Origin of the sequence: Aliigemmobacter aestuarii (assembly GCF_004799285.1) — a bacterium.
Lineage (GTDB): Bacteria > Pseudomonadota > Alphaproteobacteria > Rhodobacterales > Rhodobacteraceae > Aliigemmobacter > Aliigemmobacter aestuarii.
The window spans coordinates 475,874-501,901 of sequence record NZ_SSND01000003.1 but is presented as its reverse complement, the minus strand read 5'-3'; the positions used below and the strand labels follow the sequence as shown (position 1 = coordinate 501,901).

At 67.2% G+C, this 26,028-nt stretch carries 28 protein-coding genes and 1 tRNA gene; 17 read left to right on the top strand and 12 right to left on the bottom strand.

The window, feature by feature from the left end:
• The first annotated feature begins 32 nt into the window (after positions 1 to 32).
• The 13 genes from E7811_RS13590 to E7811_RS13530 all read left to right on the top strand — a co-directional run bounded on the left by E7811_RS13590 (position 33) and on the right by E7811_RS13530 (position 11,175).
• Positions 33 to 938, top strand: a complete 906-nt coding sequence (locus E7811_RS13590; protein WP_136395184.1) for a lysophospholipid acyltransferase family protein — start codon at positions 33 to 35, stop codon at positions 936 to 938.
• The gene (locus E7811_RS13585) at positions 929 to 1,741 is read left to right on the top strand and encodes a glutamate racemase (RefSeq protein ID WP_136395183.1); all 813 of its coding nucleotides are present in this window, start codon (positions 929 to 931) and stop codon (positions 1,739 to 1,741) included. The genes E7811_RS13590 and E7811_RS13585 overlap by 10 nt, the downstream gene beginning before the upstream one ends.
• On the top strand, positions 1,738 to 2,511 hold the full coding sequence (locus E7811_RS13580; RefSeq protein ID WP_136395182.1) for a DUF1684 domain-containing protein: 774 nt from the start codon (positions 1,738 to 1,740) through the stop codon (positions 2,509 to 2,511). Before E7811_RS13585 ends, E7811_RS13580 begins: the two co-directional genes overlap by 4 nt.
• Before the next feature lie 123 nt (positions 2,512 to 2,634).
• Positions 2,635 to 3,663 carry an N-acetyl-gamma-glutamyl-phosphate reductase gene (gene argC, locus E7811_RS13575; protein ID WP_136395181.1) on the top strand — a complete coding sequence of 343 codons (1,029 nt, stop codon included), beginning with the start codon at positions 2,635 to 2,637 and terminating at the stop codon, positions 3,661 to 3,663.
• A 19-nt stretch (positions 3,664 to 3,682) separates the two neighbouring features.
• The gene (ccmE, locus tag E7811_RS13570; RefSeq protein WP_136395229.1) at positions 3,683 to 4,135 is read left to right on the top strand and encodes a cytochrome c maturation protein CcmE; all 453 of its coding nucleotides are present in this window, start codon (positions 3,683 to 3,685) and stop codon (positions 4,133 to 4,135) included.
• Between the two features lie 63 nt (positions 4,136 to 4,198).
• A complete protein-coding gene (locus tag E7811_RS13565; protein WP_136395180.1) occupies positions 4,199 to 4,810 on the top strand; it encodes a holin-associated N-acetylmuramidase in 612 nt (203 codons plus the stop codon).
• On the top strand, positions 4,801 to 5,304 hold the full coding sequence (locus tag E7811_RS13560; RefSeq protein WP_136395179.1) for a holin family protein: 504 nt from the start codon (positions 4,801 to 4,803) through the stop codon (positions 5,302 to 5,304). Before E7811_RS13565 ends, E7811_RS13560 begins: the two co-directional genes overlap by 10 nt.
• A 254-nt stretch (positions 5,305 to 5,558) precedes the next feature.
• On the top strand, positions 5,559 to 7,301 hold the full coding sequence (gene argS, locus E7811_RS13555; RefSeq protein WP_136395178.1) for an arginine--tRNA ligase: 1,743 nt from the start codon (positions 5,559 to 5,561) through the stop codon (positions 7,299 to 7,301).
• Between the two features lie 76 nt (positions 7,302 to 7,377).
• Positions 7,378 to 8,463: an SPOR domain-containing protein gene (locus E7811_RS13550; RefSeq protein WP_136395177.1), complete on the top strand. Its 1,086-nt coding sequence runs from the start codon at positions 7,378 to 7,380 to the stop codon at positions 8,461 to 8,463.
• Positions 8,460 to 9,497 (top strand): beta-N-acetylhexosaminidase, encoded by a 1,038-nt coding sequence (gene nagZ, locus E7811_RS13545; protein ID WP_136395176.1) that lies wholly within the window; start codon positions 8,460 to 8,462, stop codon positions 9,495 to 9,497. The genes E7811_RS13550 and nagZ overlap by 4 nt, the downstream gene beginning before the upstream one ends.
• Positions 9,490 to 10,284, top strand: coding sequence for a segregation and condensation protein A (locus E7811_RS13540; protein ID WP_136395175.1), 795 nt, complete (start codon positions 9,490 to 9,492; stop codon positions 10,282 to 10,284). The genes nagZ and E7811_RS13540 overlap by 8 nt, the downstream gene beginning before the upstream one ends.
• A complete protein-coding gene (gene scpB, locus E7811_RS13535) occupies positions 10,281 to 10,958 on the top strand; it encodes an SMC-Scp complex subunit ScpB (protein ID WP_136395174.1) in 678 nt (225 codons plus the stop codon). Before E7811_RS13540 ends, scpB begins: the two co-directional genes overlap by 4 nt.
• Before the next feature lie 4 nt (positions 10,959 to 10,962).
• Complete coding sequence (locus E7811_RS13530; protein WP_136395173.1) at positions 10,963 to 11,175, top strand: hypothetical protein; 213 nt, start codon at positions 10,963 to 10,965, stop codon at positions 11,173 to 11,175.
• Positions 11,176 to 11,273: 98 nt separating this feature from the next.
• On the opposite strand, the gene E7811_RS13525 is transcribed toward E7811_RS13530, so the two are convergent.
• The 8 genes from E7811_RS13525 to E7811_RS13490 all read right to left on the bottom strand — a co-directional run bounded on the left by E7811_RS13525 (position 11,274) and on the right by E7811_RS13490 (position 16,880).
• A complete protein-coding gene (locus tag E7811_RS13525) occupies positions 11,274 to 12,353 on the bottom strand; it encodes a 2'-deoxycytidine 5'-triphosphate deaminase (RefSeq protein WP_136395172.1) in 1,080 nt (359 codons plus the stop codon).
• A gap of 61 nt (positions 12,354 to 12,414) precedes the next feature.
• Positions 12,415 to 12,492: transfer RNA gene (locus tag E7811_RS13520), tRNA-Pro, on the bottom strand.
• Positions 12,493 to 12,554: 62 nt separating this feature from the next.
• Complete coding sequence (locus tag E7811_RS13515; protein ID WP_136395171.1) at positions 12,555 to 13,391, bottom strand: MerR family transcriptional regulator; 837 nt, start codon at positions 13,389 to 13,391, stop codon at positions 12,555 to 12,557.
• A 15-nt stretch (positions 13,392 to 13,406) separates the two neighbouring features.
• A complete protein-coding gene (gene ihfA, locus E7811_RS13510; protein ID WP_136395170.1) occupies positions 13,407 to 13,709 on the bottom strand; it encodes an integration host factor subunit alpha in 303 nt (100 codons plus the stop codon).
• 100 nt (positions 13,710 to 13,809) lie between these two features.
• The gene (locus E7811_RS13505; protein WP_136395169.1) at positions 13,810 to 14,781 is read right to left on the bottom strand and encodes a beta-ketoacyl-ACP synthase III; all 972 of its coding nucleotides are present in this window, start codon (positions 14,779 to 14,781) and stop codon (positions 13,810 to 13,812) included.
• Positions 14,778 to 15,887 carry a phosphate acyltransferase PlsX gene (gene plsX / locus E7811_RS13500; RefSeq protein WP_136395168.1) on the bottom strand — a complete coding sequence of 370 codons (1,110 nt, stop codon included), beginning with the start codon at positions 15,885 to 15,887 and terminating at the stop codon, positions 14,778 to 14,780. The genes E7811_RS13505 and plsX overlap by 4 nt, the downstream gene beginning before the upstream one ends.
• A 29-nt stretch (positions 15,888 to 15,916) precedes the next feature.
• Positions 15,917 to 16,123: a 50S ribosomal protein L32 gene (gene rpmF, locus E7811_RS13495; protein ID WP_136395167.1), complete on the bottom strand. Its 207-nt coding sequence runs from the start codon at positions 16,121 to 16,123 to the stop codon at positions 15,917 to 15,919.
• Between the two features lie 166 nt (positions 16,124 to 16,289).
• Positions 16,290 to 16,880 carry a YceD family protein gene (locus tag E7811_RS13490; protein WP_136395166.1) on the bottom strand — a complete coding sequence of 197 codons (591 nt, stop codon included), beginning with the start codon at positions 16,878 to 16,880 and terminating at the stop codon, positions 16,290 to 16,292.
• 348 nt (positions 16,881 to 17,228) lie between these two features.
• Here E7811_RS13490 and E7811_RS13485 point away from each other — a divergent pair, with 348 nt between their 5' ends.
• Together E7811_RS13485 and E7811_RS13480 are read left to right on the top strand one after the other, a co-directional pair.
• Positions 17,229 to 17,630, top strand: coding sequence for an outer membrane protein assembly factor BamE (locus E7811_RS13485; RefSeq protein ID WP_246020446.1), 402 nt, complete (start codon positions 17,229 to 17,231; stop codon positions 17,628 to 17,630).
• Positions 17,631 to 17,737: 107 nt separating this feature from the next.
• A complete protein-coding gene (locus E7811_RS13480; protein ID WP_136395164.1) occupies positions 17,738 to 18,496 on the top strand; it encodes a GNAT family N-acetyltransferase in 759 nt (252 codons plus the stop codon).
• 13 nt (positions 18,497 to 18,509) lie between these two features.
• Here the strand turns inward: E7811_RS13480 and E7811_RS13475 are convergent, their stop codons facing one another.
• Both E7811_RS13475 and E7811_RS13470 read right to left on the bottom strand, forming a co-directional pair.
• Complete coding sequence (locus E7811_RS13475) at positions 18,510 to 19,556, bottom strand: glycosyltransferase family 61 protein (RefSeq protein ID WP_136395163.1); 1,047 nt, start codon at positions 19,554 to 19,556, stop codon at positions 18,510 to 18,512.
• Complete coding sequence (locus tag E7811_RS13470) at positions 19,556 to 20,587, bottom strand: glycosyltransferase family 61 protein (RefSeq protein ID WP_136395162.1); 1,032 nt, start codon at positions 20,585 to 20,587, stop codon at positions 19,556 to 19,558. The genes E7811_RS13475 and E7811_RS13470 overlap by 1 nt, the downstream gene beginning before the upstream one ends.
• A 151-nt stretch (positions 20,588 to 20,738) precedes the next feature.
• Between E7811_RS13470 and E7811_RS13465 the strand changes: the two genes are divergently transcribed.
• Together E7811_RS13465 and E7811_RS13460 are read left to right on the top strand one after the other, a co-directional pair.
• A complete protein-coding gene (locus E7811_RS13465) occupies positions 20,739 to 22,556 on the top strand; it encodes an ABC-F family ATP-binding cassette domain-containing protein (protein ID WP_136395161.1) in 1,818 nt (605 codons plus the stop codon).
• Complete coding sequence (locus E7811_RS13460; RefSeq protein ID WP_136395160.1) at positions 22,553 to 23,635, top strand: CaiB/BaiF CoA transferase family protein; 1,083 nt, start codon at positions 22,553 to 22,555, stop codon at positions 23,633 to 23,635. The genes E7811_RS13465 and E7811_RS13460 overlap by 4 nt, the downstream gene beginning before the upstream one ends.
• Before the next feature lie 18 nt (positions 23,636 to 23,653).
• On the opposite strand, the gene E7811_RS13455 is transcribed toward E7811_RS13460, so the two are convergent.
• On the bottom strand, positions 23,654 to 24,406 hold the full coding sequence (locus E7811_RS13455) for an SDR family NAD(P)-dependent oxidoreductase (protein ID WP_136395159.1): 753 nt from the start codon (positions 24,404 to 24,406) through the stop codon (positions 23,654 to 23,656).
• 73 nt (positions 24,407 to 24,479) lie between these two features.
• A complete protein-coding gene (locus tag E7811_RS13450) occupies positions 24,480 to 25,859 on the bottom strand; it encodes a pyridoxal phosphate-dependent decarboxylase family protein (RefSeq protein WP_136395158.1) in 1,380 nt (459 codons plus the stop codon).
• Between the last annotated feature and the right edge of the window lie 169 nt (positions 25,860 to 26,028).

The following is a 26,028-nucleotide window of genomic DNA, read 5'->3' as shown; positions in this document are numbered from 1 at the left end:
GCTAAGGGGCGTCAGCAGACGGAGTCCAGGCCATGACGCAACGCCAGATCGCCCGTGACATCACCTATGCCGGATCGGCCCGCACGCGTGGCGGCCGGGCGATGATCCGCGTGCTGGAAAACGCGACCGGCCGGCTTTCGCTGATCCGCCGCGCCGAGGGCTACGAGGCCGAGGTGGCGCAGGGCCGGTCGTTCTGGCAGGTCATGCCCGAACGCTATGGCCTTCGGCTGAACGTGGTGGACGGGGCGCTATCGGACATCCCCGCCAACGGCCCGCTCGTGGTGATCGCGAACCATCCCTTCGGCATCCTCGACGGGCTGATGATGGGCCACCTTCTGGACCAGGTGCGCGGCGATTTCCGGATCCTGGCCAACTCGGTCTTCCGCCGGGCCGAAGACCTGAACCGGGTGGTTCTGCCGATCTCTTTCGACGAGACGAAAGAGGCGGTGGCGCTGAACCTCAGGACGCGGGCCGAGGCGCTGGAGTATCTGGGGCAGGGCGGGGCGATCGGGGTCTTTCCGGGCGGCACGGTTTCGACATCGGCGCGGCCCTTTTCGCACCCGATGGATCCCGGCTGGCGCAGTTTCACCGCCCGGATGATCGCGAAATCCGGGGCAACAGTCGTGCCGGTGTTCTTTGTCGGCCACAACTCGCGCCTGTTCCAGATCGCGAGCCACCTGCATTCGACCCTGCGGCTCGGGCTTCTGATCAAGGAGTTCCGCTCGCGTCTTGGGGCGCCGGTCGACATCGTGGTCGGGCAGCCCGTTGCGGCGTCGCGGCTTGCCCCGTTCCGGTCGGACCCGAACGCGATGATGGATTATCTGCGCCGGGCCACTTACGCGCTTTCGCCCGAACCGCTTCAGTCGTATGATTACGGCTACGAATTCGAGGCGAAATACAAATCCCGGAAACAGGGACAGGGGGCAGGATGGCGGTAGGGGTCTTCGACAGTGGCCTTGGCGGGCTGACGGTGCTGGATGCGGTGGCGCGGCGCCTGCCCGACGTGCCCTTCGTCTATCTGGGCGACAATGCCCATGCGCCCTATGGCGTGCGCACCGCCGACGATATCTTCAACCTGACCTGCGCCGCGACCGAACGGCTTTGGGAGGAAGGCTGCGATCTGGTCATCCTGGCGTGCAACACCGCGAGCGCCGCCGCGCTGAAGCGGATGCAGGAAACCTGGGTGCCAGAGGGCAAGCGCGTTCTGGGTGTCTTCGTGCCGCTGATCGAGGCGCTGACCGAACGCAACTGGGGCGACAATTCCCCCCCGCGCGAGGTGGCCGTGAAACATGTGGCGCTGTTCGCCACGCCCGCAACCGTCGCCAGCCGCGCGTTCCAGCGCGAACTGGCCTTCCGCGCCATCGGCGTGGATGTCGAGGCGCAGCCCTGCGGCGGCGTGGTCGATGCCATCGAGCAGGGCGACGAAATCCTGGCCGAGGCGCTGGTGCGGTCCCATGTCGAGGCGCTGAAGCGCCGGATGCCGCATCCGCAGGCCGCCATCCTGGGCTGTACCCATTACCCATTGATGGAACATGCCTTCCAGGAGGCGCTCGGTCCGGATGTCAAGGTCTTCAGCCAGGCCAATCTGGTCGCGGAAAGTCTGGCCGATTACCTGACGCGCCGCCCCGAATTCATGGGGACGGGCATGGAGTCGAAGTTCCTCACCACGGGCGATCCGCGCGCGGTGTCGAACAAGGCCACGCAATTCCTGCGCCGCAGGATCGAGTTTCAGGCAGCATGACCGGGCGAGAGGCGGATTGGCGTGACTGGCGGGCCGCACGCATGGCGGCACTAGCCGCGCCCGATGGCTGGCTGAACCTGATCGACCGGATCGATTTGCCGCCGGGCCTCCAGACGGTCGGGGCGGCGGCTGACAACGCCCTGCAACTGTCCGCCGGTCCGGACCATCTGGGCGCGGTCGAGATCGACAGCGCGGGCGCGCGGCTGATCGACGGGGCAGGGGTTGCGCATCCCTTCCTGCCGAAAGAGGGGGCGGGGCCGCAACTGGCCGTCGCGAACCTGATCCTCGAGATCCACACGGTCGAAGGCCAGCCTGCGCTGCGGGTGCGGCAGGTAGATCACCCCGCGCGCCTGTCGCCGCCGGACATCGCCACCTTTCCCTTCGCGCCCGAATGGGTCGTCACCGCCCGGTGGGAAGCGCTGCCCGAACCCGAGGCGCGCGCAATCGACATGGTGGGGGGGCGCGGAGCCGAAGTGCGGCTGACCCATCGCGCCCGCTTCGCCCATGAGGGCGCCGAAGTCGTTCTTTTGCCGACCCACTGGAAGGACGGCAGGCCCATGTTCGTGATCCGCGATGCGACATCGGGGCGGGAAACCTATGGTGCCTCGCGGTTCCTTCTGGGCGATGTGCTGGACGACCGCACGATCCGGCTGGATTTCAACCGGCTGCACAACCCGCCCTGCGCCTTCACCGAATTCGCCATCTGCCCGCTGCCGCCGGCGGAAAACCGTCTGTTCTTCCCGATCCGGGCGGGCGAGATGAAACCCTGAGCGCCGGAGAAGGGTGAAGGCGGCGCCCGTGTCGCGCCCATTCCCCCGGCGGCTTGACTTTTCCCCTTGCAGGACAGCCCCCCGCGCCGCAAATAGGGCGCGTTCACCGGATGAGGGACAGACATGAAGAAGCGCATCGCCATTCTCGGGGCCTCGGGATACACGGGGGCCGAACTTGTCCGTCTGATCGCCACCCATCCGCACATGCAGATCGTGGCCCTGTCGGGCGACCGGAAAGCCGGCATGGCGATGGCCGAGGTCTTTCCCTTCCTGCGCCACCTTGATCTTCCCAACCTCTGCAAGATCGACGAAATCGACTTTTCCCACGTCGACCTGGCGTTCTGCGCGCTGCCGCATGCGACCTCGCAGGCGGTGATCAAGGACCTGCCGCGCGACCTCAGGATCGTGGACCTGTCGGCCGACTTCCGGCTGCGCGACCCGGCGGCCTATGAAAAGTGGTACGGCCAACCCCATGCCGCCGTCGATCTTCAGGCCGAGGCCGTCTATGGCCTGACCGAATTCTACCGCGACGACATCCGCACAGCGCGGCTTGTGGCGGGCACCGGCTGCAACGCGGCCACCGGGCAATATGCGCTTCGCCCGCTGATCGAGGCGGGGGTGATCGACCTTGACGATATCGTGATCGACCTCAAGGCGGGCGTGTCCGGCGCGGGCCGGTCGCTGAAGGAAAACCTGCTGCATGCCGAACTGTCCGAAGGCACCCATGCCTATTCCGCCGGCGGCAAGCACCGGCACCTGGGCGAGTTCGACCAGGAGTTCAGCGCGGTCGCCGGGCGGCCCGTGCTTGTGCAGTTCACGCCCCACCTGTCGCCGATGAACCGCGGCATCCTGGCCACGGTCTATGTCAAGGGCGATCCCAGGACCGTCTGGGAAACGCTGGAAGGGCGCTATGTTCTGGAACCCTTCATCAAGGTGCTGCCTTTTGGCGCACTCCCCTCGACAAGGGACATCCGCGGGTCCAACTTCTGTCACGTGGGGGTGATCGGTGACCGGATTCCCGGTCGGACCGTCATCGTCGCGGCGCTGGACAACCTGACGAAGGGATCGTCGGGGCAGGCGATCCAGAACGCCAACCTGATGCTTGGACTTGAGGAAACCGACGGGCTGATGCTGGCCCCGGTCTTCCCGTAAGGAGGCGAACATGGCCGGCTTGAAGAACCTGAAGAAGACGCGGCGGATCCAGATCATCGTGGTGGCCTTCGCCGCGCTCGCGCTGTCCACCGGTCTGATCGGCTATGCCATGCGCGACGGCATCAACTTCTTCCGCGCCCCCGCGCAGGTCGTGGCCGAACCCCCGTCCGAGGGCGAGGTGTTCCGCCTTGGCGGCCTGGTCGAGGAAGGCTCCATCGTGCGCGGACAGGGCGAAACCGTGACCTTCAACGTGACCGACGGTGCCGAGACGATCCCGGTGTCCTTCTCGGGCATCCTGCCCGACCTGTTTTCCGAAAATCAGGGCATGATCGGCACTGGCACGATGGTCGATGGCGTCTTCGTCGCCTCCGAGATCCTTGCCAAGCATGACGAAACCTACATGCCCAAGGAAGTGATGGACGCCCTGAAGGAACAGGGCGTCTACAAGGAACCCGACCAGCCGAGCGGTTGATTTCCCGCCGCTTAACCCTTTTTCCGCAGCCTGTCCCGCAACCGGAACCATGCGGGAAGGCCCATGAAAAGCGTAAGGCAACTGGCTGAGGACATCGTCACCCGCGAGGGCGGCTATGTGAACGACCCATCCGATCCGGGCGGGGCCACCAACTTCGGTGTCACCATTCACACGATGCGGCGGCTGGGGCTTGACCTGACAGGCGATGGTCGCGTGACCGAGGCGGATGTGCGCCGACTGACCCGCGCCGAGGCGGTCGACATCTTCATCCGCCACTACTTCGACCGGCCCCGCATCGCGGCGCTGCCCGACCTGCTGCACCCCCAGGTCTTCGACATGTATGTGAACGCCGGATCCAATGCGGTGCGCATCCTGCAACGGCTGCTGACCGACATGGGCTTTCCCTGCGACCCTGACGGGGTGATCGGCCCGCAGACCATCCGCGCGGCCCAGATGGCGGCCGAGGCCGCGCCCTCGCACCTGGCCGATGCCTATGCGATCGCGCGGCGGAACTGGTACTATGCCCTCGCGGACGCCCGCCCCGCCAGCCGCAGGTATGCCCGCCGGAAGGATGGCGGAAAGGGCGGCTGGATCACCCGCGCCGAGGCCTTCATGGCCGCACGCTATCACCTGACAGAGGCCCAGCATCGGGCGCGGGTGGCATCATGGGGCTGAGGGGCGGGTTGATCGGGCGCGCCCTTGGCGGGGCAGGGGGCGCGGCGGCGCTCGGGCAGGCGGCGCGCGATGTGGCCGAGGTCTTCACCCCCAATGCGACGCGGGCGATGGAACTGTCGGCCGAGGCGCGGATCGCGGCCCTCGAACAACTGGGCGCCGAATACGTCCAGGTGTCGCCGGGCTGGTTCGACCGGGCGGTAAACGGGCTGAACCGCCTGCCGCGCCCGCTTCTGGCCTTCGGCACACTGGGGCTTTTTGTCTATGCGATGGTCGACCCGCACTCCTTCGCCACGCGGATGGTCGGGCTCAACCTCGTGCCCGAGCCGCTCTGGTGGCTTCTGGGCGCCATCGTGGGCTTTTACTTCGGCGCACGCGAGGCGTTCCACTTCCGCCAGCGTCCGCCCCCGGTCGCCGCCATGCCGTCTTCGTCGCTTAAGGCCGGGGATGACGGCAACGCGGCGCTCCGCGACTGGCGGCAGGGACGGGACGGGTAGCGGAAGAAGGGGGCGCTTCCCCCTCGGGCCTTGCGGCCCTCACCCCCGGGATATTTGAGCCAGAATGAAAGCAAGTTTGCCTCAGATTCCCTTTCAACCTGGTCCAAATACCCTCGGGGGGTGAATTTGCCGCAAGGCAAAGAGGGGGGCAGACAGCCCCCCTTTCTTGGTGCCAAGGCCGGGAAAGCCCTGCGGGGAATTGACCCGACCGCGCCCCTCTGGCATGTGCCTTTGCAACGCAAAGGACATGACCCATGAACCTGTTTTCCGAAATCCGCGCGCTGGTGATTGCCCAGATCGAGGCGATGGTGGCCGAAGGGGCGCTGCCATCGGGGCTCGACCTGTCTAACGTCGCGGTGGAGCCTCCGCGCGATCCTGCGCATGGCGACATGGCCACCAACGCCGCGATGGTGCTGGCCAAACCCGCGGGCCAGCAGCCCCGCCCGCTGGCCGAGGCTCTGGCCGCGCGACTTGCGGCGGACGGGCGCATCGCCGAGGCGGGCGTTGCCGGGCCGGGCTTTCTGAACCTGCGGCTGAAGCCGGGCGTCTGGCAGGGGCTGGTGGGGGCCGTTCTTGCCGCCGGTACGGATTACGGCCGGTCCACGCTGGGGGCCGGAAAGCGCGTGAATGTCGAGTTCGTCTCGGCCAACCCGACGGGGCCGATGCATGTGGCCCATGCACGGGGCGCCGTGGTGGGCGATGCGCTGGCGGCGCTTCTGGCCTTCGCGGGCTGGGATGTGACGCGGGAATATTACATCAACGACGGGGGCGCGCAGGTCGACGTGCTGGCGCGGTCGGCCTATGAGCGCTACCGCGAGGCGCACGGGCTGGAACCCGAGATCCGCGAGGGGCTTTATCCCGGCGATTACCTGATCCCCGTGGGCGAGGCGCTCAAGGCGAAATACGGCCCGAGCCTTCTGGACAAGGGCGAAGAGGTCTGGCTGGCCGAAGTGCGCGATTTCGCGACCGACCTGATGATGGCGGTGATCCGCGAGGACCTGGCGGCGCTTGGCGTCAGGATGGATGTCTATTCCAGCGAAAAGGCGCTTTACGGCACCGGCAAGATCGAGGCGGCGATCAACGCGCTGCGCGACAAGGGGCTGATCTATGAAGGCGTGCTGGAGCCGCCGAAGGGCAAGACCCCGGACGACTGGGAGCCGCGCGAGCAGACGCTGTTCCGCTCCACTGCCTTCGGCGATGACGTGGACCGGCCGGTGAAGAAATCCGATGGCAGCTGGACCTATTTCGCCCCGGACATCGCCTATCATTATGACAAGGTCACGCGCGGCTTCGACGAACTGATCAACATCTTCGGCGCCGATCATTCGGGTTATGTCAAGCGGCTCAAGGCCGTCGTCTCGGCGCTGTCGGAAAACCGCGTGACGCTCGACATCAAGCTGATCCAGCTGGTCAAGCTGTTGAAGGGCGGCGAGATCGTCAAGATGTCGAAGCGGGCGGGCACCTTCGTCACTCTGCGGGACCTGATCGACGAGGTGGGCGCCGACGTTGTGCGCTTTGTCATGCTGACGCGCAAGAACGACATGGCGCTGGATTTCGATTTCGACAAGGTGCTGGAACAGTCCAAAGACAACCCCGTCTTCTACGTCCAGTATGCCAATGCCCGGATCAACTCGGTGCTGCGCAAGGCGCGCGAGGCGGGGATCGCGATGGATGATGCCACATTGGCGGCGGCCGACATGGGTCTTCTGTCCCATCCGGCCGAGATCGCCATGATCCAAAAGATCGCCGAATGGCCGCGTCTGGTGGAAATCGCCGCCAAGGGGAACGAGGCGCATCGCGTGGCCTTCTACCTTTACGAACTGGCCTCGGAACTGCACGGGCTGTGGAACAGGGGCAATGACGAGCCGTCCTTGCGGTTCATTCAGGACGAAAAGGCCACAACGCAGGCAAAAATTGCGCTCGCGCGTGCCGTCGGCGTTGTGATCGCATCCGGCCTGGCTATTCTGGGAGTCACCCCGGTCGAGGAAATGCGCTGACCAACAGGCGCCGCGGTCGGGTGAGGACTGGCAAGGACGACGGGGCGGAACCAACTGCCCCGCAAAGAGGCAGAGCATGGCAGACCCGAATTTCGACGACGTCGAAGATGGCTACGGCTATGGCCCGGCGGACCATCACGCGCCGCTGGCGATTTCCCCCCTTCAACGGATCATCAGCCTTGCAGGCGCGCTGACGACGGTTGCCGTCATCATCGGCGTGGGCGTCTGGGGCTACAAGATCGCCGTGCGGGACGCCAACGGCATTCCAGTGGTGCGCGCGCTGGAAGGCCCGATGCGCGTCGCGCCTCGCAACCCCGGCGGATCGGTCGCCGATCACCAGGGGCTTGCGATCAACACCATCGCGGCGGTGGGGGCGGCGGCCCCGCTGCCGGAACAGATCATGCTGGCGCCTGCGCCGGTTGCCCTGGCCGAAGAGGACGCGCCCGGCCTTGCCCCGCCCGTCGTCGTGGTCGAACCCGCCCCGGCCGAGGCGATCGTGGCCGCCGCGCCCGCGCCGTCCCTTGCGCCCGCCGATACCGATCCGGTGGCCGATGCCCTGGTTACGGCAATGGCCGGGGAACCGGGCCTGTCCGTGACCGATCCGATGGCGGAGGTGGCCGAGGCGGGACGGGCGGCAACGGATGTGCTGTCGCTGGCCGACATGCTGGCCAACGGGGCGGCGCCGCTTTCGGATCTTGCGCCCGGCGGGCCCGAGGACCTGGTGCAGGCCTCTGCCGCTGCGGTCGTGCCGGGTGGGGTCGCCCGGTCGCTTCGCCCGCTGTCGCGCCCCGCAGGGATCCAGCGCGCGGCGGCCAGCCCCGCGAATGATCCGCTTTCCGCCGCCGTCGCCGATGCGGTTGCCGGTGCCCTTGCGGGCGTCGTGACCGAGGTCGATCCCGAGACGCTGAAGAAGGGCGACCGGCTGGTCCAGCTTGGCGCCTTCGACGATGTCGAATCCGCCCGCGCCGAATGGGACAAGCTGGCCGGACGGTTCACCGAACTGATGACCGGAAAGGGCCGTGTCATCCAGTCGGCGCAATCGGGTGGGCGCACCTTCTACCGGCTGCGCGCGCATGGCTTTGACGATGAGGCCGACGCCCGGCGCTTCTGTTCCGCCCTTCTGGCGGAAGAGGCGGCCTGCATCCCCGTTGCCATCCGATGACCGCGACGAACGGCGCCACCATCTTTGGCTGCGCCGGGCCTGAACTTGGCGCGGATGAGGCGGCGTTCTTTCGCGATGCCGACCCTTGGGGGTTCATCCTTTTTGCGCGCAACGTCGAAAGCCCCGATCAGCTGCGCCGTCTGACCGATGGGCTGCGCGCGTCCGTTGGCCGTGATGCGCCTGTCTTTGTCGATCAGGAAGGCGGGCGCGTGCAGCGCCTGCGCGCGCCGCATTGGCGCGAATGGCTGCCGCCGCTGGAAATGGTCCGGCTGGCCACGGCTGGCGCGCCTTCGGGCCATGCGCGCATCGTGGCTGAACGGGCGGTCTGGCTGCGCTACCGCATCATCGCCTCGGAACTGCGGGCGGTGGGGATCGACGGGAACTGCGCGCCCTGTCTGGATGTGGCGACCGGCGCCACGCATGAGTTCCTCAAGAACCGCTGTCTGTCGGATGATCCGGCGCGCGTGGCCCGGCTGGGTCGTGCGGCGGCCAACGGGCTTTTGTCGGGCGGCGTTCTGCCGGTGGTGAAGCATATGCCGGGGCATGGCCGGGCCACGCTTGATACGCACAAGGCCCTGCCCACGGTCAGCGAAGGGGCCGAGGTTCTGGCGAGCACCGATTTCGCGCCCTTCGCCGCCCTGTCCGACATGCCGTTGGCGATGACGGCGCATATCGTCTTTTCCGCTTTCGACGCGCGCCCGGCCACGCAATCACCCGAGGTCGTGCGGCTGATCCGGGACCGGATCGGCTTTGCCGGGGTCCTGATGACGGACGACCTGAACATGGAGGCCCTGTCGGGCAGTCTTGCGCAGCGCACCGCGGCCTCGCTGGCGGCGGGGTGCGATATCGCGCTGCACTGCAAGGGCGATCTTGGGCAGATGATCGAGGTCGCCGCCGCGGCCGGACGGCTGGATACCGCCACCCAGGCGCGGGCCGATGCGGCCCTGGGCTGGCGTCGCGAGCCGGAATATGCTGACATCGTCCAACTGGAGTCCGAACTGACCGGGCTTCTGGACGGGCAGGGGCATGTCTGACGAGTGGGAACAGGCCGAAGGGGAACGGATCGGCGTCAGCGAAAGGCTGGCGGCCGAGGCGCTGATCGTCGACGTAGACGGCTTCGAGGGGCCGCTTGACCTGCTCCTGACGCTGTCGCGCACCCAGAAGGTGGACCTTCGCCGCATCTCTGTCCTGCAACTGGCCGAACAGTATCTGGGCTTTGTCGAACGCGCCAAGGCGCTCAGGATCGAACTGGCTGCCGATTACCTGGTGATGGCGGCCTGGCTTGCCTATCTGAAATCCCGGCTTCTCCTGCCCCCGGACCCGACCGAGGATGGCCCGAGCGCCGAGGATCTGGCCGCCCATCTCGCCTTTCAGCTGGAACGCCTTCAGGCCATGCGCGAGGCCGCGGCCAAGCTTATGGCGCGCGACCAGAAGGGGCGCGATTTCTTTGCCCGCGGCCTGCCCGAAGAGGTTACCCGCGCCCGCCGTGTAACCTATACCGCCACGCTTCTGGACCTGATGCGCGCCTATGCCCGCATCCGCACCAAGGATGAATTCCGCCCCTTCGTGATGGACCGCGAACATGTCTTCACGATGGAACAGGCGCTGGAACGGATGCGGGGCCTGATCGGCTATGCGGGCGGCTGGACCGACCTGCAAAGCTGGCTGCCCGAGGGATGGGACGCCACACCGATGGCGCGCCGTTCGGCCACGGCCTCGCATTTCGCGGCGGTTCTTGAAATGGCCAAGCGCGGGCAGATCGAATTGCGTCAGGGCGACACCTTCGCCCCCATCCAGATCCGCAGGAAAGAGACGGGATGACCGACGACACCATCACCGACCACGCCGGAGAGGCGACCGGACCCGAGCGGAGCCTGTTCGAGGCCCCGCCGATGGGTGAACAGGAACGCATGGTCGAGGCGATCCTGTTCGCCAGCGCCGATCCGGTCACGGTCGCCGATCTCGAGGCACGGATGCCCCATGGCTGCGACCCGGCCGAGGCGCTGGTGCATCTGCGCCGCCGCTACGAAGGGCGCGGCGTGAACCTCGTGAAGGTGGGGGATTCCTGGGCGATGCGCACCGCGCCCGACCTTGGCTTCCTGATGACGAAGGAAACCGTCGAGACACGAAAACTTTCGCGTGCGGCGATCGAGACGCTGGCGATCGTGGCCTATCACCAGCCCGTCACCCGCGCCGAGATCGAGGAAATTCGCGGCGTTGCCGTCAGCCGGGGCACGATCGACCAGCTTCTGGAACTGGAATGGATCCGCTTTGGCCGTCGTCGGATGACGCCGGGGCGCCCGGTGACCTTCGTTGTCACCGAATCCTTCCTGGATCACTTCGGGCTGGAATCCGCCCGCGACCTGCCGGGGCTGAAGGACCTGCGCGCGGCGGGCCTTCTGGACAACCGCCCGCCCCCCGGCATGCCCGGCGGCCCCGGTGAGGATGACGAGGACGAGGCCGTGACCGGCCAGAGTGAACTGTTCGAGGATTGATGCGATGGACCTAAACCGCCTGATTTCGATGATCGTGAACCGCGTGATCGGCCGTGTGGTCAACCTCGGGATTTCGAAGGGGATGGACATGGCCAGCCGCAGGGGCAAGCCGGCGGGCGACCTGACGCCGGCCGACCGTCAGCAGGCCGATGCCGCGCGCGAGGCCGCCAAACGCGCCCGCAAGGCCGCCCAGATCACCCGGCGCCTGGGGCGGTGATCCGATTGCGCGCCGTGCCGGCGCAAGACCTTTGCCTCGGCTGCGCGGCGGGCGCCGCTTGCCTCAGCGTTTCCTGGGTATTTGGGTCAGGTTGAAGGTCAGGTGCGGAAGTGCTTGGCCAGTTTCAGCCCCTGGCCCTGATAGTTCGAGGCGATGCCGGCGCCGTAAAGCGTTTCGGGGCGTTCCGCCATCCGTTCATAGACCAGCCGCCCGACGATCTGGCCGTGTTCCAGAACGAAGGGCGCCTCGTGGCAGCGCACTTCCAGCACCCCGCGCGAGCCCGCGCCGCCCGCCGCCGAATGGCCGAAGCCGGGGTCGAAGAAACCTGCGTAATGCACCCGGAATTCGCCCACCATGGCCAGATAGGGGGCCATTTCGGCGGCGTAATCGGGCGGGATCGTCACCGCCTCGCGGCTGACGAGGATGTAGAAGGCGCCTGGGTCGAGGATGATCCGCCCCTCGGTCGTGCGAATCTCTTCCCAGAAATCCGCCGCCGGGTAGTGCCCGATGCGGTCAAGGTCGATCACGCCGGCATGCGGCTTGGCGCGATAGCCGACCAGATCGCCCGTCTCGGGGCGCAGGTCGACGGAAAATCCCAGGCCTTCGGAAATCACCGCCTTGCCGGACACCAGCGGTTCGGCGGCGTTCAGCGCGCGCAACGCATCGTCGCTCAGCACCGCCTGACCCTGGCGAAAGCGGATCTGGTTCAGCCGCATGCCGGGGCGCACCAGCACCGAGAAGGACCGCGGGCAGACCTCGGCGTAAAGCGGGCCGGAATAACCCGGCGCGATCCGGTCGAATTCCACCCCGCCATCGGTGATCGTGCGGGTCAGAAGATCAAGCCGCCCGGTCGAGGACTTGGCATTCGCCACCGCCGTGACGCCTTCGGGCAGGGCCAGCCGTTCCATCAGCGGAATCACATAGACACAGCCCTTTTCCAGAACCGCGCCCTGCGTCAGGTCCACACGGTGCATTTCGAACTCGGCCAGCCGTTCGGCGACGCTGCGGCCTGCACCGGCCAGAAACGAGGCGCGCACGCGGTAGGCCACCGTTCCCAGCCTGAGGTCGAGGCTTGCGGGCTGGATCTGGCCGGGAGTGATTGCCGGATCGGCGGAAAGCGCGCCGGACCCGATCAGGCCGCGAATGGCCTGTGATGGCAGAACGCCTTGGCCCTTCATTCCATTCCCCCGCGAATGAAAACGCCCGCACCCTGATCCCAGGGGCGGGCGTTTTTCGTGATGGTCGGGCCGGCGAGATTCGAACTCGCGACCTTCCGCCCCCCAGACGGACGCGCTAACCAGGCTGCGCCACGGCCCGAACGTGGCGATACATAACCGTTTTTCGGGCGGGGGCAAGCAGGAAAGCGCATCGGCTGCGGCTTAGCTGCGGTTCTTGCCAGAACGTTCGGAAAGGGTCGAACGAAGCGCCTGCAAACGGGTGTGAAGCACCGCCAGACGGGGCGCGCGATCGGCCATCCGGTCGGCGGTCAGGCCGCGCAACCGGGTCGGGATATGGAAGGGCGCATCTTCGATCCGCGGGTCGAAGGGCACATCCGGTAGGGCCGGGGGCAGGGCGGTTGCGGGTTCCTCGCCCCCTTCGGCGGCCTCATTGCCGGCCGACAGGATCAGCGGCTGGCCCTCAGGTTCCGGTTCGCGCATGGACGCCGGTTCTGGTTCGGGCGCTTCGGGGTCGGCAGACCACGGCGCGGGCAGGTCGGCATCGGGCGCAAGTTCCGGCTGGTCATCCTCTGACGGGTCGGCGGGCCAGTGGCCGCTGTCTTCGGCCATGACGGGGGAAATGCCCGCATCCTCGGCGTCGGGACTATCGGCGGTGGCACGCGGCGCGGCGGCCTCGGCGGTCACGCGGTCGGAAAGCTGGATGATCTCGGCCTCGGTCGCCACGGCATCGGCCGGTTCGGATTGAAGTTCGATCGCTTCGACCTCGGGTTCCTCGGTCAGGCCCGCGACATGGCGGACGCCCTTTTCGCGCAGGATCTTTTGCACGCCGCGGATCGTCATGCCCTCGTCATGCAAGAGCCTTCGGATGCCCGACAGAAGCGCCACATCGGCGGGGCGGTAGTATCGCCGCCCGCCAGCCCGCTTGACCGGGCGGATCTGCGGAAAGCGGCTTTCCCAGAACCGCAGGACATGCGCCGGAATCTCCAGCAGCTCGGCCACCTCGCTGATGGTGCGGAAAGCCTCCGGCGATTTCTCCATCCCGCTCGCCCCTTCTTAGCGCTTCTTGCCGGCGGCGACGCGATCCTTCATCAGATGCGAGGGACGGAAGGACAGCACCCGGCGCGGGCTGATCGGAACCTCGTCGCCGGTTTTCGGATTGCGCCCGACTCGGGCCGATTTCGACCGCACGCTGAAGGTGCCGAAGGACGAGATCTTGACGCTCTCGCCGGCCACCAGAGCATCGGACATGTGCTGCAGAACGCTTTCCACCAGCTGCGCGGATTCATTGCGCGACAGGCCGACTTCACGAAAAACGGCCTCGCTGAGATCCATGCGAGTCAGGGTCTTGTCACTCATCTTATCCCCCCCGGGTTTTCGGGCAGGATGGGGCAGTTGATTTTTCGAGTCAATAACAACCACTTGGCGCGGGTTTTTCAGCGCACGTCAGAGCGGTTTTTCACCAGCGCAGGACAACCGCGCCCCAGGCAAGGCCGCCGCCGATCGCTTCGGTGACGATCAGGTCGCCGGTCTTGATCTGGCCCCGCGCCTTGCCCACCGACAGCGCAAGCGGGATCGACGCCGCCGAGGTGTTGCCGTGGTCCTGCACCGTCACAACGACCCGGTCCATCGGAACCTGCATCCGTTTTGCGGTGCCTTCGATGATGCGGATGTTGGCCTGATGCGGCACGATCCAGTCCACATCCGCCCCGGTCAGGCCCGCGCGATCAAGCGCGGAATGGGCGGTTTCTGCAAGTTTTTCAATGGCGTGGCGGAAAACTTCCTTGCCTTCCATGCGCAGGTGGCCGGTGGTTCCGGTCGACGTGCCGCCATCGACGTAAAGGATGTCGCGGTGGCGGCCGTCGGAATGAAGGTCGGTGGCAAGGATGCCCCGGTCCGCCGTGGTGCCCGCGCCCTCCTGCGCCTCCAGCACCAGCGCACCCGCGCCGTCGCCAAACAGCACGCAGGTGCCCCGGTCGGTCCAGTCCATCAGGCGGGAAAAGGTTTCCGCCCCGATCACCATGACCCGCCGGGCCTGGCCCGACAGAATCAGCGCGTTGGCATTCGCGAGCGCGAAGACGAATCCGGCGCAGACCGCCTGCACGTCGAAGGCAAAGCCGCGCGTCATCCCAAGCCGCGCCTGCACCATCGTCGCAGCCGACGGGAAGGTGAGGTCGGCGGTCGAGGTGGCAAGGATGATCGCGTCGATGTCGTCCGCGGTCATCCCGGCATCGGCAAGCGCCGCCTCGGCGGCACGGGTCGCAAGATCCGAGGTGTTTTCCCCTTCAGCCGCGAAATGCCGCCTCTCGATCCCCGAGCGCGTGCGAATCCATTCGTCGGATGTCTCGATGGTCTTTTCGAACTCGGAATTCGGAACCACACGTTCGGGCAGATAGTGCCCGACGCCCCTGACCACGGCGCGTATCGTCATTCGGTCTGATCCCGATTGGTTCCGTCGGGCGCATCCTGCCCCGCCCGTCCGGCGGATGCAACCCGCGCCGCAAGCCGATCCAGAAAGCCCGAACGGGCAAGTTGCGAGGCCAGGTTCACCGCCGCCGCAACCCCCGTGGCATCTGCCCCGCCATGCGATTTAACGACCGTGCCATTCAGCCCCAGGAACACGCCGCCATTCACCCGGCGCGGGTCGATCCGGCGTTGCAGCGCACGCAGCGACCGCAGCGCCAACAGCGCGCCCAGCTTGGAAATCCACGACGAGTTGAAGGTTTCCTTCAGGAAATCCGACACCAGTTTCGCGGTCCCCTCGCCGGTCTTGAGCGCGATGTTCCCGGTAAATCCGTCGGTCACGATCACATCGACGCGATCCGACGGGATGTCGCCGCCTTCGACGAAACCGACAAATTCGTAGGAACCCGCCTCGGCCGCGCCCGCGATCATGCGGTCATGGGCTTCCTTCAGTTCGGCGCGTCCCTTGTGTTCCTCGGTGCCCACGTTCAGAAGCCCCACGCGCGGCCGCGCGAGGTTCATGCCGTTGCGCGCATAGGATGCGCCCATGGCCGCGTATTGCAGAAGGTCGTCGGCATCGGCCTTGATGTCCGCGCCCACATCCAGCATCACGTTGAACCCGCCTGGGTTGCGGCTTGGCCAGAGGCAGGCGATCGCGGGGCGGTTCACGCCGGGCAGCTTGCGCAGCCGGATCATCGACACCGCCATCAGCGCGCCGGTGTTTCCGCAGGAGACGGCCACGGTCGCCTCGCCCCGCTTGACGCTTTCGATGCAGGACCACATCGAGGTGCCTTCGCCATGGCGCATCACCTGGCTTGGCTTGTCCTGCATGGTCACGACGCGCGGCGCGTGGCGCAGCTCGCAGCGACCGTTCAGCACCGGGCGCCTGTCCAGCAGGGGCGCCAGCACGGCCTCGTCGCCATGCAGGATGAAATGCAGCGTCGAATCGCGTTCGGCAGACGTGGCAAGACCGGCGACAACAGCCGCCGGTCCGTGATCTCCACCCATCGCATCAACGGAAATGACGATGCGGCTTGCACCCTGTTCAAGCGGAAGGTTGGTTCCGTTCGTCATCGGGACGCAAGCGCAGGACGCGACGCAGCTCAGGCCGCGTCTTCGTCCAGATCGACTTCCTTGGCGGTCGCGACGACTTCGCGGCTGTCATAGTGGCCGCAGGCACCGCACACGTGGTGCGGGCGCTTCAGCTCGCCGCAGTTGGGGCATTCAGCCGGATTGGAAGCAACCAGCGCATCATGCGAGCGACGCATGTTGCGACGCGAACGGGTAACTCGGTTCTGAGGGACAGCCATGTCTCAACCTCGGGTCAGTGGGGGCAGGCCCCTGTTTTTCCTTTGGGATCGGGCCGTTTCCCCATCATCGGGGCGCGTCGGATCCACGGTTCGAATGAGGCGCGGAACATACTGGGATTCTGGACCAGCGCAAGCCCCTTTGTGCAGGCGGGGCCGGGCCTGTGCCTCAACCGTCTCCGGCGCCGCCTTCGCCGCCCTCCAGCCGCGATTTCAGCGCCGCCAGCGCCGAGAAGGGGCGCAGGTCCTCGTCGCGCAGCGCCTCGACGCCGGGCGCGGCAAAGACCGCCTCGCCCAGTTCCGCGCCGGGCGCGCGCGGATACGCGGGCAGCGCCAGCGCCAGCGCCTCGACGGCAACCGCGCCCACATCGATCACTTCGGGCAGGGGTTCGGCGGTGTCATCCTCGGGCATCTCGACCTCGTCGCCCTCGGGAAAGGCGAAATCGGCCAGATAGCGGCGCGTCACGGGTTCGTCGATGCGGGTCTTCACGGGCGCCAGCGTGACGGCGCAGGGCTGTTCCACCTCGGCCTCGAGCCGGGCGTGCAGTTCGAAATCGCGACGCCCCACGGGGCGCAGTTCGCCCTTCAATCGCAGCGCATGAACCGCTGTGATTCCCAGAACCTGCGCCAGTGCGGCGCGGTCCTCGCGCGGTGGCGCCAGATCGAACCGCGTGACCTTGCGGTTGGGCAGGGCGGAAACCCGGAAGGGCAGGGCAAGCGGCAGCGGGATTGCCGTATCGGGCGTCCTGGGATCGGTCATCGCCTTTTCCTTTCCGTTCCGCTAAAGGGGGCGTTGCATCACCCCGGCGGGTCCTTCGCGATCCGGTTCCGGCACCGGCAGGCGACGGGGCGAACCCGCGGCCGCTGCGTTCCATTCTTGAACACAGGCCGCATCCTGCTGTAAGCCCTTAGGGGACAAGGCCCCCGACAGATCGGGTCGGGGCCGGAAATAAGGGGCTTGGCCCCGCAAGGCAAGAGGCGGCATTTGGGCCGGCAAGGGGGCAGGATGGATCTGGCGGCTGTGACGAAGACGCCGCGCGCGGCGGGACCGGGGCTCTGGCTGCATCGCCTGACGCTTCTGGCCGTGACGCTGGTTGCGCTGATTGTCATGGCGGGTTGTGCCTCGGTCTATCGCAATCACGGCTATGTGCCCACCGACACGGATCTGGAACAGGTCCAGGTCGGCGTGGACACGCGCGAGACGGTCGCCGAAAAGATCGGCCGTCCCTCGGCGGCGGGGCTTCTGAACGATGTCGGCTGGTACTATGTGCAAAGCCGGTGGGAGTTCTACGGCCCGCGCGAACCCAAAGAGATCGACCGGCAGGTCGTGGCCGTCACCTTCACCGAGTCGGGCGTGGTCGAGAACGTGGAACGCTTCGGCCTTGAACAGGGCCGCGCCGTCGTCCTGTCGCGGCGCGTGACCGACAGCAACATCAAGGGCGTGACTTTCCTGCGCCAGCTTCTGGGCAATATCGGCAACCTGCGGCCCGAGGCGCTGGAGGGGCTCTGACCCCGCCCGGGCGGCTTCAGGCATCTGTCATGCTTGCCTGACAGGGTGCGGGCGCGCATAAGTGGCGCGAGGGGGCGGCGAATGTGCCAGCCCCGCGGGGTGACGGGATGGAGCCGATCGTCAAGGGGTGCCTGCAGGCGCGGCTGGCCGAGGGGGCCGCGGATATCGACCGCGCGCAACGCCTGCGCCATCTGGCCTTCATCACCACGCGCGGCGGCACCGCCCGGCCCGACGGGCGCGATGCCGACGCCTTCGACGAAATCTGCCGCCATGTGCTGATCGAACAACATCCCGGCGGCGCGCTTCTGGGCTGCTTCCGGCTTCTGCCGCTGAACGATGGCCGGCAGATCGGGGCCAGCTATTCCGCGCAGTTCTATGACCTTGGCCGCCTGCGCGCCTTTCCGGGCAAGCTGGTCGAGATGGGGCGCTTCTGCATCCATCCCGACCATGCGGCCGATCCCGACATCCTGCGCCTTGCCTGGGGGGCCGTCACCCGGTTCGTGGACGACAACGGCATCGCGATGCTGTTCGGCTGTTCCTCGTTCGACGGGACCGATGCCGAGGGCTATCGCGATTCCCTGGCCATGCTGAAGGATCGGCATCTGGCACCGATCCGATGGCGCCCGCGCGTGAAGATGCCCGACGTCGTCCGCTATGCCCGCACGCTTGCGCGGATCACGCCCGACGCCCGCACGGCGCTGGCCGCCATGCCGCCGCTTCTGAGGACCTATCTGATGATGGGGGGCTGGGTTTCGGACCACGCGGTGATCGACCGCGACCTGAACACGCTGCATGTGTTCACCGGGCTCGAGATCAGCGCGGTCCCCCCCGCGCGCGCCCGCGCGTTGAGGGCGGTCGCAGGCTAGGAGCGGTGGCAGGCTAGACGGCGACCCGGCCGGCGGCGAAATCCTCGGTCACGGCAAGAAGCCTGTCGCGGTCGACGGCGAAATCTTCGCTGAAGCGGCGCAGTTCCGTCCTTTCGCCGGTATGGGGCGTCCAGTAGGACAGCAGGTCAAGCCCGAGAATGCGCGCCAGCGTGCCGAACCAGTTGCCGTCCGCCGCCTCGGGCGAGAAGACCACCAGTTTCGTCCCCGGCTGGCAGAACACCATATGCGCCAGCGCGGCACCCATCGGCCCCAGCACGATTTCGGCGCGCCCGAACAGGTCGCGCGACTGCGGGATGGTCAGTTCCGAGGCGCGAACGGTGATGTATCCATGCCGCTCCAGAAAGGCCGCCAGCCCCGGCTCATCCACCGGGTGCCGGTCGCCCGCATCGAGGCGCGAGACGTAAAGCTTCACCCGTTCGCCCGGCGCGGGGGCGGGGCGCAGGGCGCGCCGGAACAGATGTGCCAGTTCCGGCGCCTTGCCATGGGGGTTGATGCTCAGACCCTGCGGCACCAGCGCGTGCCGCATTCGGATTTCACGCGCATGGGTTTCAAAGACCACCTCGAACGGATGCCGGCAAAGCAGCGCCACCATTTCCCGGATCCGGGCCATCAGCGGTTCGGAGCGGATCTGGCTGATGACGATCTTGCGGAACCCCGCATCCCAGAGCCGGTCCTCGTGAAACAGGATCGGCAATTGGTCCGAGATGAAATGGCCGATGTTGTTGAAGATGCGGAAATGGAAGCCAAGGATGACGCAGTTCTCGTGGAAGGGGGCGTTCGGAACACGCGGCGACGGCGTGCCATCGAACCGGCACGGAACCTCCTTGCCCGGCCCGATCTTCCACAGGTTGCCGCCTTCGCGGATGATCCTGTCATCTCCCTCATGGGAAACGGCGCCTTCGTCGATCACCAGCCCGAAGGGCGCGCACACATCATGCTTGTCGGGATCGGCGAGATACGCGCCGGTATCCTCGCGGTAGATCTGGCGTGGATGCGTCCCCGTCGAATGGGCTGTTTCCGAAAGTGTGAGGAACCGCATCAGCCCATCCCCTTCGAAAACGCGTCAACGGCGGCGAAAAGCCTTTCCCTGTCGACCGGGAAATCGAGGGAAAACCGGATTTTCGGGCCGGTTTCTATGGTTGGCGTGTAATAGGTCAGCGTCTCAAGCCCGAAAAGCTCACCCAGTGTGTGGAACCAGCCGCCGTTGGCGTTTTCGGGCGTGAAGAACAGGACGCGCGTTCCGGGACGGCAATAGATCATGTGCCCCAGTGCCGCGCCCAGAGGCCCGACCACGATGTCGGCGGCTCCAAAGACGCGCGCTGCATCCTCGACATTCAGTTCGGAGGCCCGGACGGTCCGGAAGCCGCGATCCTCGAACGCTCGGGCAAGGTCGGGTTCGTCGAAGGGCCTGCGATCGGATGCATCCAGGCGCGAGACATAGATCGCCCGCGCCGTGGGGGCGGTGGACCCGGCCCCCAGCGATGCCCGCCGGATCAGATCCGGCAGGGCCCGCGACTTGCCCATCGGGTGGCGGCTGACGGCCTGGGGGATGAAGGCATGTTTCAGGCGGATGCGCCCGGCAAGCGGTTCGAAGACCACCTCGAAGGGCAGCTTGCTGAAGGTGGCGATCAGTTCGCGGATCCGGTCCTGCAGCATCTCCAGCCGCACAAGGCAGACCACGATGCGCCGGAAGCCCGCATCCCAAAGCTTTTGGTCCCAGTTCAGAACCGGCAGCTGGTCGGCGATGAAATGGCCGATGTTTTCGTATATCCGGTTGTGAAACCCCAGAACGATCGCGTTTTCGTGGGACACGCGATCCTCGATCGGCCGCAAGAGCCGGTCGGGAACCGGAACCTCACCCTCGCCCAGAAGCCAGACCTTGCCGCCGTCGGCCACGATCCGCTGCTGCTTGCGAAAGACGATCCCGCCATCCGCGATGACCAGACCGTGCGGCGCGGTCAGCATCATCCGCGACGGAATGGTGCGAAAGACGCCTTCCGCCTCGAAGAAGACGTTCCGGTCAAGGATCAGGTCTTTGGCTGGCGTGGCGGACAGAGGAAAGAATTGCATGAGCGAATTGCCACCAGAGCGGGAACCGTTACGGGTCTGCAGGGGCTTCTATCAACTCGGCCCCTTGCGGGCAATCGCCAACCCGCCATGTTCCCCGACCTTGCCCCAAGGCCGGATTGACGCCGCAGGGGCCGCGGCATATCTCGGGCGGATGGCACGCGCACCCCTTCTTCAGCTTTCCGGCATCTCACTGACCTTCGGGGGCAATCCCGTGTTCGACGGGCTTGATCTGGTCGTCCAGCAGGGCGACCGGGTGGCGCTTGTCGGGCGGAACGGGTCGGGCAAGTCCACGCTGATGAAGGTGATGGCCGGGCTGGTAGAGGCTGATACGGGCGAACGCGTGGTGCCGCCGGGCGTCACCGTCGGCTACATGGAACAGGACCCGGACCTGTCGGGCTTTGCCACGCTTGGCGACTATGCCGCCAGTGCCCTTGGCGCGGACCAGGCCTATCGCGTGGCGATGGTGGCCGAGGGGCTGAAATTCGCGCCAGAGACGCCGGTCGCCACGGCCTCGGGCGGGGAACGGCGGCGCGCAGCCTTGGCCAAGCTTCTGGCCGAGGCGCCGGAACTGATGCTTCTAGACGAACCGACGAACCATCTGGACATCCAGGCGATCGAATGGCTTGAGGCCGAGTTGCAGGGCACCCGCGCGGCCTTTGTCCTGATCAGCCACGACCGCGCCTTCCTCAGGGCGCTGACGCGGGCCACGCTCTGGATCGACCGGGGGCAGGTGCGCCGCCGCGAGGCGGGGTTCGAAGGGTTCGAGGACTGGCGCGACAGGATCTGGGCCGAAGAGGACGAGGCGCGCCACAAGCTCGACCGCAAGATCAAGGCCGAGGCGAAATGGGCGGTCGAGGGCATCTCGGCGCGGCGCAAGCGCAATCAGGGCCGGGTGCGGGCGCTGGCCGCGCTGCGCGACGAACGGGCCGCGCAGATCCGTCGTCAGGGCACGGCGGCGATGGAATTCGAAAGCGGCCCGGTGTCGGGCAAGCGCGTGATCGAGGCGAAGGGGCTGACGAAATCCTTCGGCGACCGGCCCATCGTCCGGGGCTTCGACCTGCGCGTGATGCGCGGTGACCGGGTGGCCTTTGTCGGGCCGAACGGGGTGGGCAAGACCACGCTGCTGAAGCTCTTGACGGGCGAGATCGCGCCGGATGCGGGCAGCGTCACGCTTGGCACCAACCTGTCGGTGGCCGTCTTCGACCAGACCCGCGCGCAGCTTGATCCCGATGCCAGCCTTTGGGAAAACCTGACCGGCGATCCGCAGATGCGCGTGTCGGGCGCATCCGATCAGGTGATGGTGCGCGGCACGCCCCGGCATGTGGTGGGCTATCTGAAGGATTTCCTGTTCGACGAACGGCAGGCCCGCGCCCCGGTGCGCAGCCTCTCGGGGGGCGAAAAGGCGCGGCTTCTTCTGGCGCGGCTGATGGCGCGGGAATCGAACCTTCTGATCCTCGACGAACCGACGAACGATCTGGATGTCGAGACGCTGGACCTGTTGCAGGACATCCTGGGCGAATATGACGGGACCGTGCTTCTGGTCAGCCACGACCGCGATTTCATCGACCGCGTGGCGACCCAGACCATCGCGATGGAAGGTGCGGGAAGGGTTACGGCCTATCCGGGGGGGTGGTCGGACTATCAGGCGCAGCGTCCGAAGGATGAAGCGGAAAAAGACGCAAGGCCAAAGGATTCTGCGGAATCCTTGAAGCCGAATGCCAAGGTGGTCGCGCCCCGCAAGCCCGATGGGCTGAGCTTCACCGAACGCAAGCGGCTCGAAGAGTTGCCCGCGTTGATCGAAAGGCTGGAGGCTGAAATCGGCAAGCTGTCCGACCTGCTGGCCTCGCCCGACCTGTTCACGAAGGAACCCGTGAAGTTCCGCAAGGCGTCCGAGATGCTGGCCGAACGGCAGGCCGCGCTCATCTCGGCCGAAGAGGAATGGCTGACGCTGGAAGAGCGCGCCGGATGAGGCCGGGGCCCCTGGACGGCATCCGCGTGGTCGAGATTGCGGGGCTCGGCCCCACGCCCTTTGCCGCGATGACGCTGGCGGACATGGGGGCCGATGTGATCCGCATCGACCGGCCCGGCGCGGGCCATATCTTTGGCCTGAGAAACGACATCCTGAACCGGGGGCGGCCCTGCCTGCGCCTGGATCTGAAGGCACCCGACGGGCTGGCCGTGGCGCGGCGCCTGATCGCCCGCGCCGATGTGGTGATCGAGGGGATGCGGCCGGGGGTGATGGAACGGCTGGGGCTTGGCCCCGGCGATTTTCCCGATCATCCCCGGCTGGTCTATGGACGGATGACGGGCTGGGGGCAAAGCGGCCCGCTGGCGCAGGCGGCGGGCCATGACATCACCTATCTGGCGCTGACGGGCGCGCTTCATGGCATCGGGCCGGAAGGCCGCCCGGTGCCGCCGCTGAACCTTCTGGGGGATTTCGGCGGCGGCGGGATCTATCTGGCCTTCGGGATCGTCGCCGCGCTGTTTGCGGCGGCGCGCACCGGGCGCGGGCAGGTGGTGGATGCGGCGATCACCGACGGGGTGGCGCATCTTTCCGCGATGATCCACGCGATGCGCAACGAGGGCCAGTGGCAGGACCGACGCGAGGCCAACATCCTTGACGGGGCCGCGCCCTTCTACACCTGCTACGCCTGCGCCTGCGGCGGGCATCTGGCGGTCGGTGCGATCGAGCCGAAGTTCTGGCAGGCGCTGCTTGCGGGGCTGGGGCTTGATCCGGCCGCGCTTCCCGACCGGGACGACCCGGCCAACTGGCCCGCGCTGCGCGACCGCCTGGCGGCGGTGATCGCGGGGCAGGGGCGGGATCACTGGGCGGCGGTCTTTGCCGGAACCGATGCCTGCGCCGTGCCCGTCCTGACGCTGGACGAGGCCACGCGCCATCCCCACAACCTTGCACGCGGCACCTTCGTCGCGGGGCCGGAAGGGCCGGAACCCGCCCCCGCGCCGCGGCTTTCGGAAACGCCGGGGCAGGCCGGGGAACAGTTGGCCGGGATCACAGCAGACGAGGCCCTGTCCCGCTGGGGTGCCTGAGCCTGACGCCCGCGCCCCTCAGCGCATCCTGAGCGCACCGTCAAGGCGGATTACCTCGCCGTTCAGATAGCCGCATTCCACGATGAACCGTGCCAGTGCGGCGAATTCCTCGGGCCGGCCAAGCCGTTTGGGAAACGTAACCTCGGCCGCGAGCCCGTCCTGCACCTCTTGCGGCAGCCCCTTCAGCATCGGGGTTTCCATGATCCCCGGCGCAATCGCGCAGACCCGCACGGCCTGTGCCGCAAGATCCCGCGCCATCGGCAGCGTCATGCCCGCAATCCCCGCCTTCGAGGCGGCATAGGCCGCCTGTCCCTTCTGCCCGTCGAAGGCCGCGATCGAGGCGGTGTTGACGATCACGCCCCTCTCGCCGTCCTGCGGATCGTTCCCGGCCATCTCGGCTGCGGCCAGTCGCGCCACGTTGAAGGTTCCCACAAGGTTGATGTCGATCGTGCGGCGGAAGGTTTCCAGCCGGTGCGGCCCGTCGCGCCCGACGGTGCGCTCGCCCGTGGCGATGCCCGCGCAGTTCACGGCCACGTTGATCCCCCCCATCGCCGCCTTCGCCGCGGCAAGTCCCGCCGCGACCGAGGCTTCGTCGGTCACGTCCACGGCATGGAAGCTTGCCCCGATCTCGGCCGCAAGGGCCGCGCCGCGCTCCGCGTCCCGGTCGAACAGCGCAACCTCTGCCCCCGCCGCGCGAAACCCGCGCGCAGTGGCGGCGCCAAGCCCCGAGGCCCCGCCGGTGATGATCGCCTTCACGCTACCGATCCGCATTGCATCCCCTCCGCTGAACTGAACGTTCGTTCAGATAAACGCGGCGGGCGCCGCCTGTCCAGCGGCTTCGGGGTCAGAGCAGGTCGCCGATCACCTCGGCCACGCAGATCACATCCTCGCGCGTGCAGTCGAACTGGCCCACCTGCACCCGGATCACATAGCGCCCCCGGTGACGCGTCTGTGTCAGGTAGACCCGGCCATCGTCATTGATCCGCGCCAGAAGGTCCGCGGTCGCCTCTTCGGTGGGCAACGCGAAGGTGAACAGGGACAGGCTGGGTTCGGTCACGATCTCGACCCCGGGCAGGGCGGCAAGCGCATCGCGCAGCTCTCCGGCCCAGGCCACATGGTTGCGGATGCGCGCGCGCAGGCCCTCAAGCCCGTAGGCGCGCATCAGGAACCACAGCTTCAACGCACGGAACCTGCGGCCCAGGGGGACGGTCCATTCGTTGTAATTGGTGATCTCTTCCTGGCCCGCGGTTTCCAGATAGACGGGCCGCAGCCCAAGCGTGCGGATCTGCGGGCCCGGATCGCGAAGGAACTGCACCGCGCAGTCAAACTGCGCACCAAGCCATTTGTGCGGGTTGAAGACGATGCTGTCGGCGCCGTCGATCCCCTCCCACAGCGCGCGGAACTCGGGGCAGATCATGGCCGACCCGGCCCAGGCGGCATCGACATGGACGGGCAAGCCGAAGGTGCGGGCGACCTCGATCGAATCGGCGATCCGGTCGAAGGCCCCGACCGAGGTGCCGCCTGCACAAAGGATCACCCCGGCGGGCTTCAGCCCGGCGTCCAGATCGGCACGGATCGCGTCCGCCAGAGCGCCGGGTTTCATCGCGTTCCGCCCGTCGGTCGCGATCTTGACCAGATTGTCCTGGCCGATCCCGGAAAGGCGCGCGGCCTTGTCCACGCTGGAATGGGTTTCCGCACTTGCATAAAGCCGCAGGACCGGGCCACCCGACAGCCCTTTCGACAGCCCCTCGAACCCGAGGGCGGCTTCGCGCATGGTCAGCACCGCTGAAAGTGTCGCGGTCGTGGCGCTGTCATGAATCGTGCCCCTGAACCCCTCGGCAAGGCCGAGCGCCTGCCTTAGCCAGTCGATCATCACCGTCTCGATCTCGGTCACGGCAGGCGAGGTCTGCCAGATCATGCCCTGCGCGGCGATCGCGTTGGCCAGCTGTTCGGCCAGCATCGAGGCGGGCGCGGCATTGGCCGGGAAATAGGCGAAGAAGCGGGGGTGCTGCCAATGGGTCATGCCAGGCGGCACGATCCGGGTGAAGTCATCCCAGATCCTCTCCATCGGTTCGGCGCCGTCCGGGGGGGAGGCCGGCAGATGCGCGGCCACGGCCCCCGGCACCAGCGGGGCGCGCACCGGCCGGTCGCGCAGCTCCCGGTGATAGTCATGCGCCCAGTCGGCGGCGCGCTTCGACCAATGGCGCAGGTCGTCGTGATCCATGGCTGGCCCTCCACCGCTGTTCCCGATCCCGCATACAGGCTGAGGGCGGCCACCGGAAGGGGGCGCGGCCCGGAGGGGGCAGGCAGCCCCCCTTTCCTGACGCGATTTCCCCTTGGCGCGCGGTGGGTTCGGCGCTATGCATGCCGGCATGACGAAATTGCGCAACACC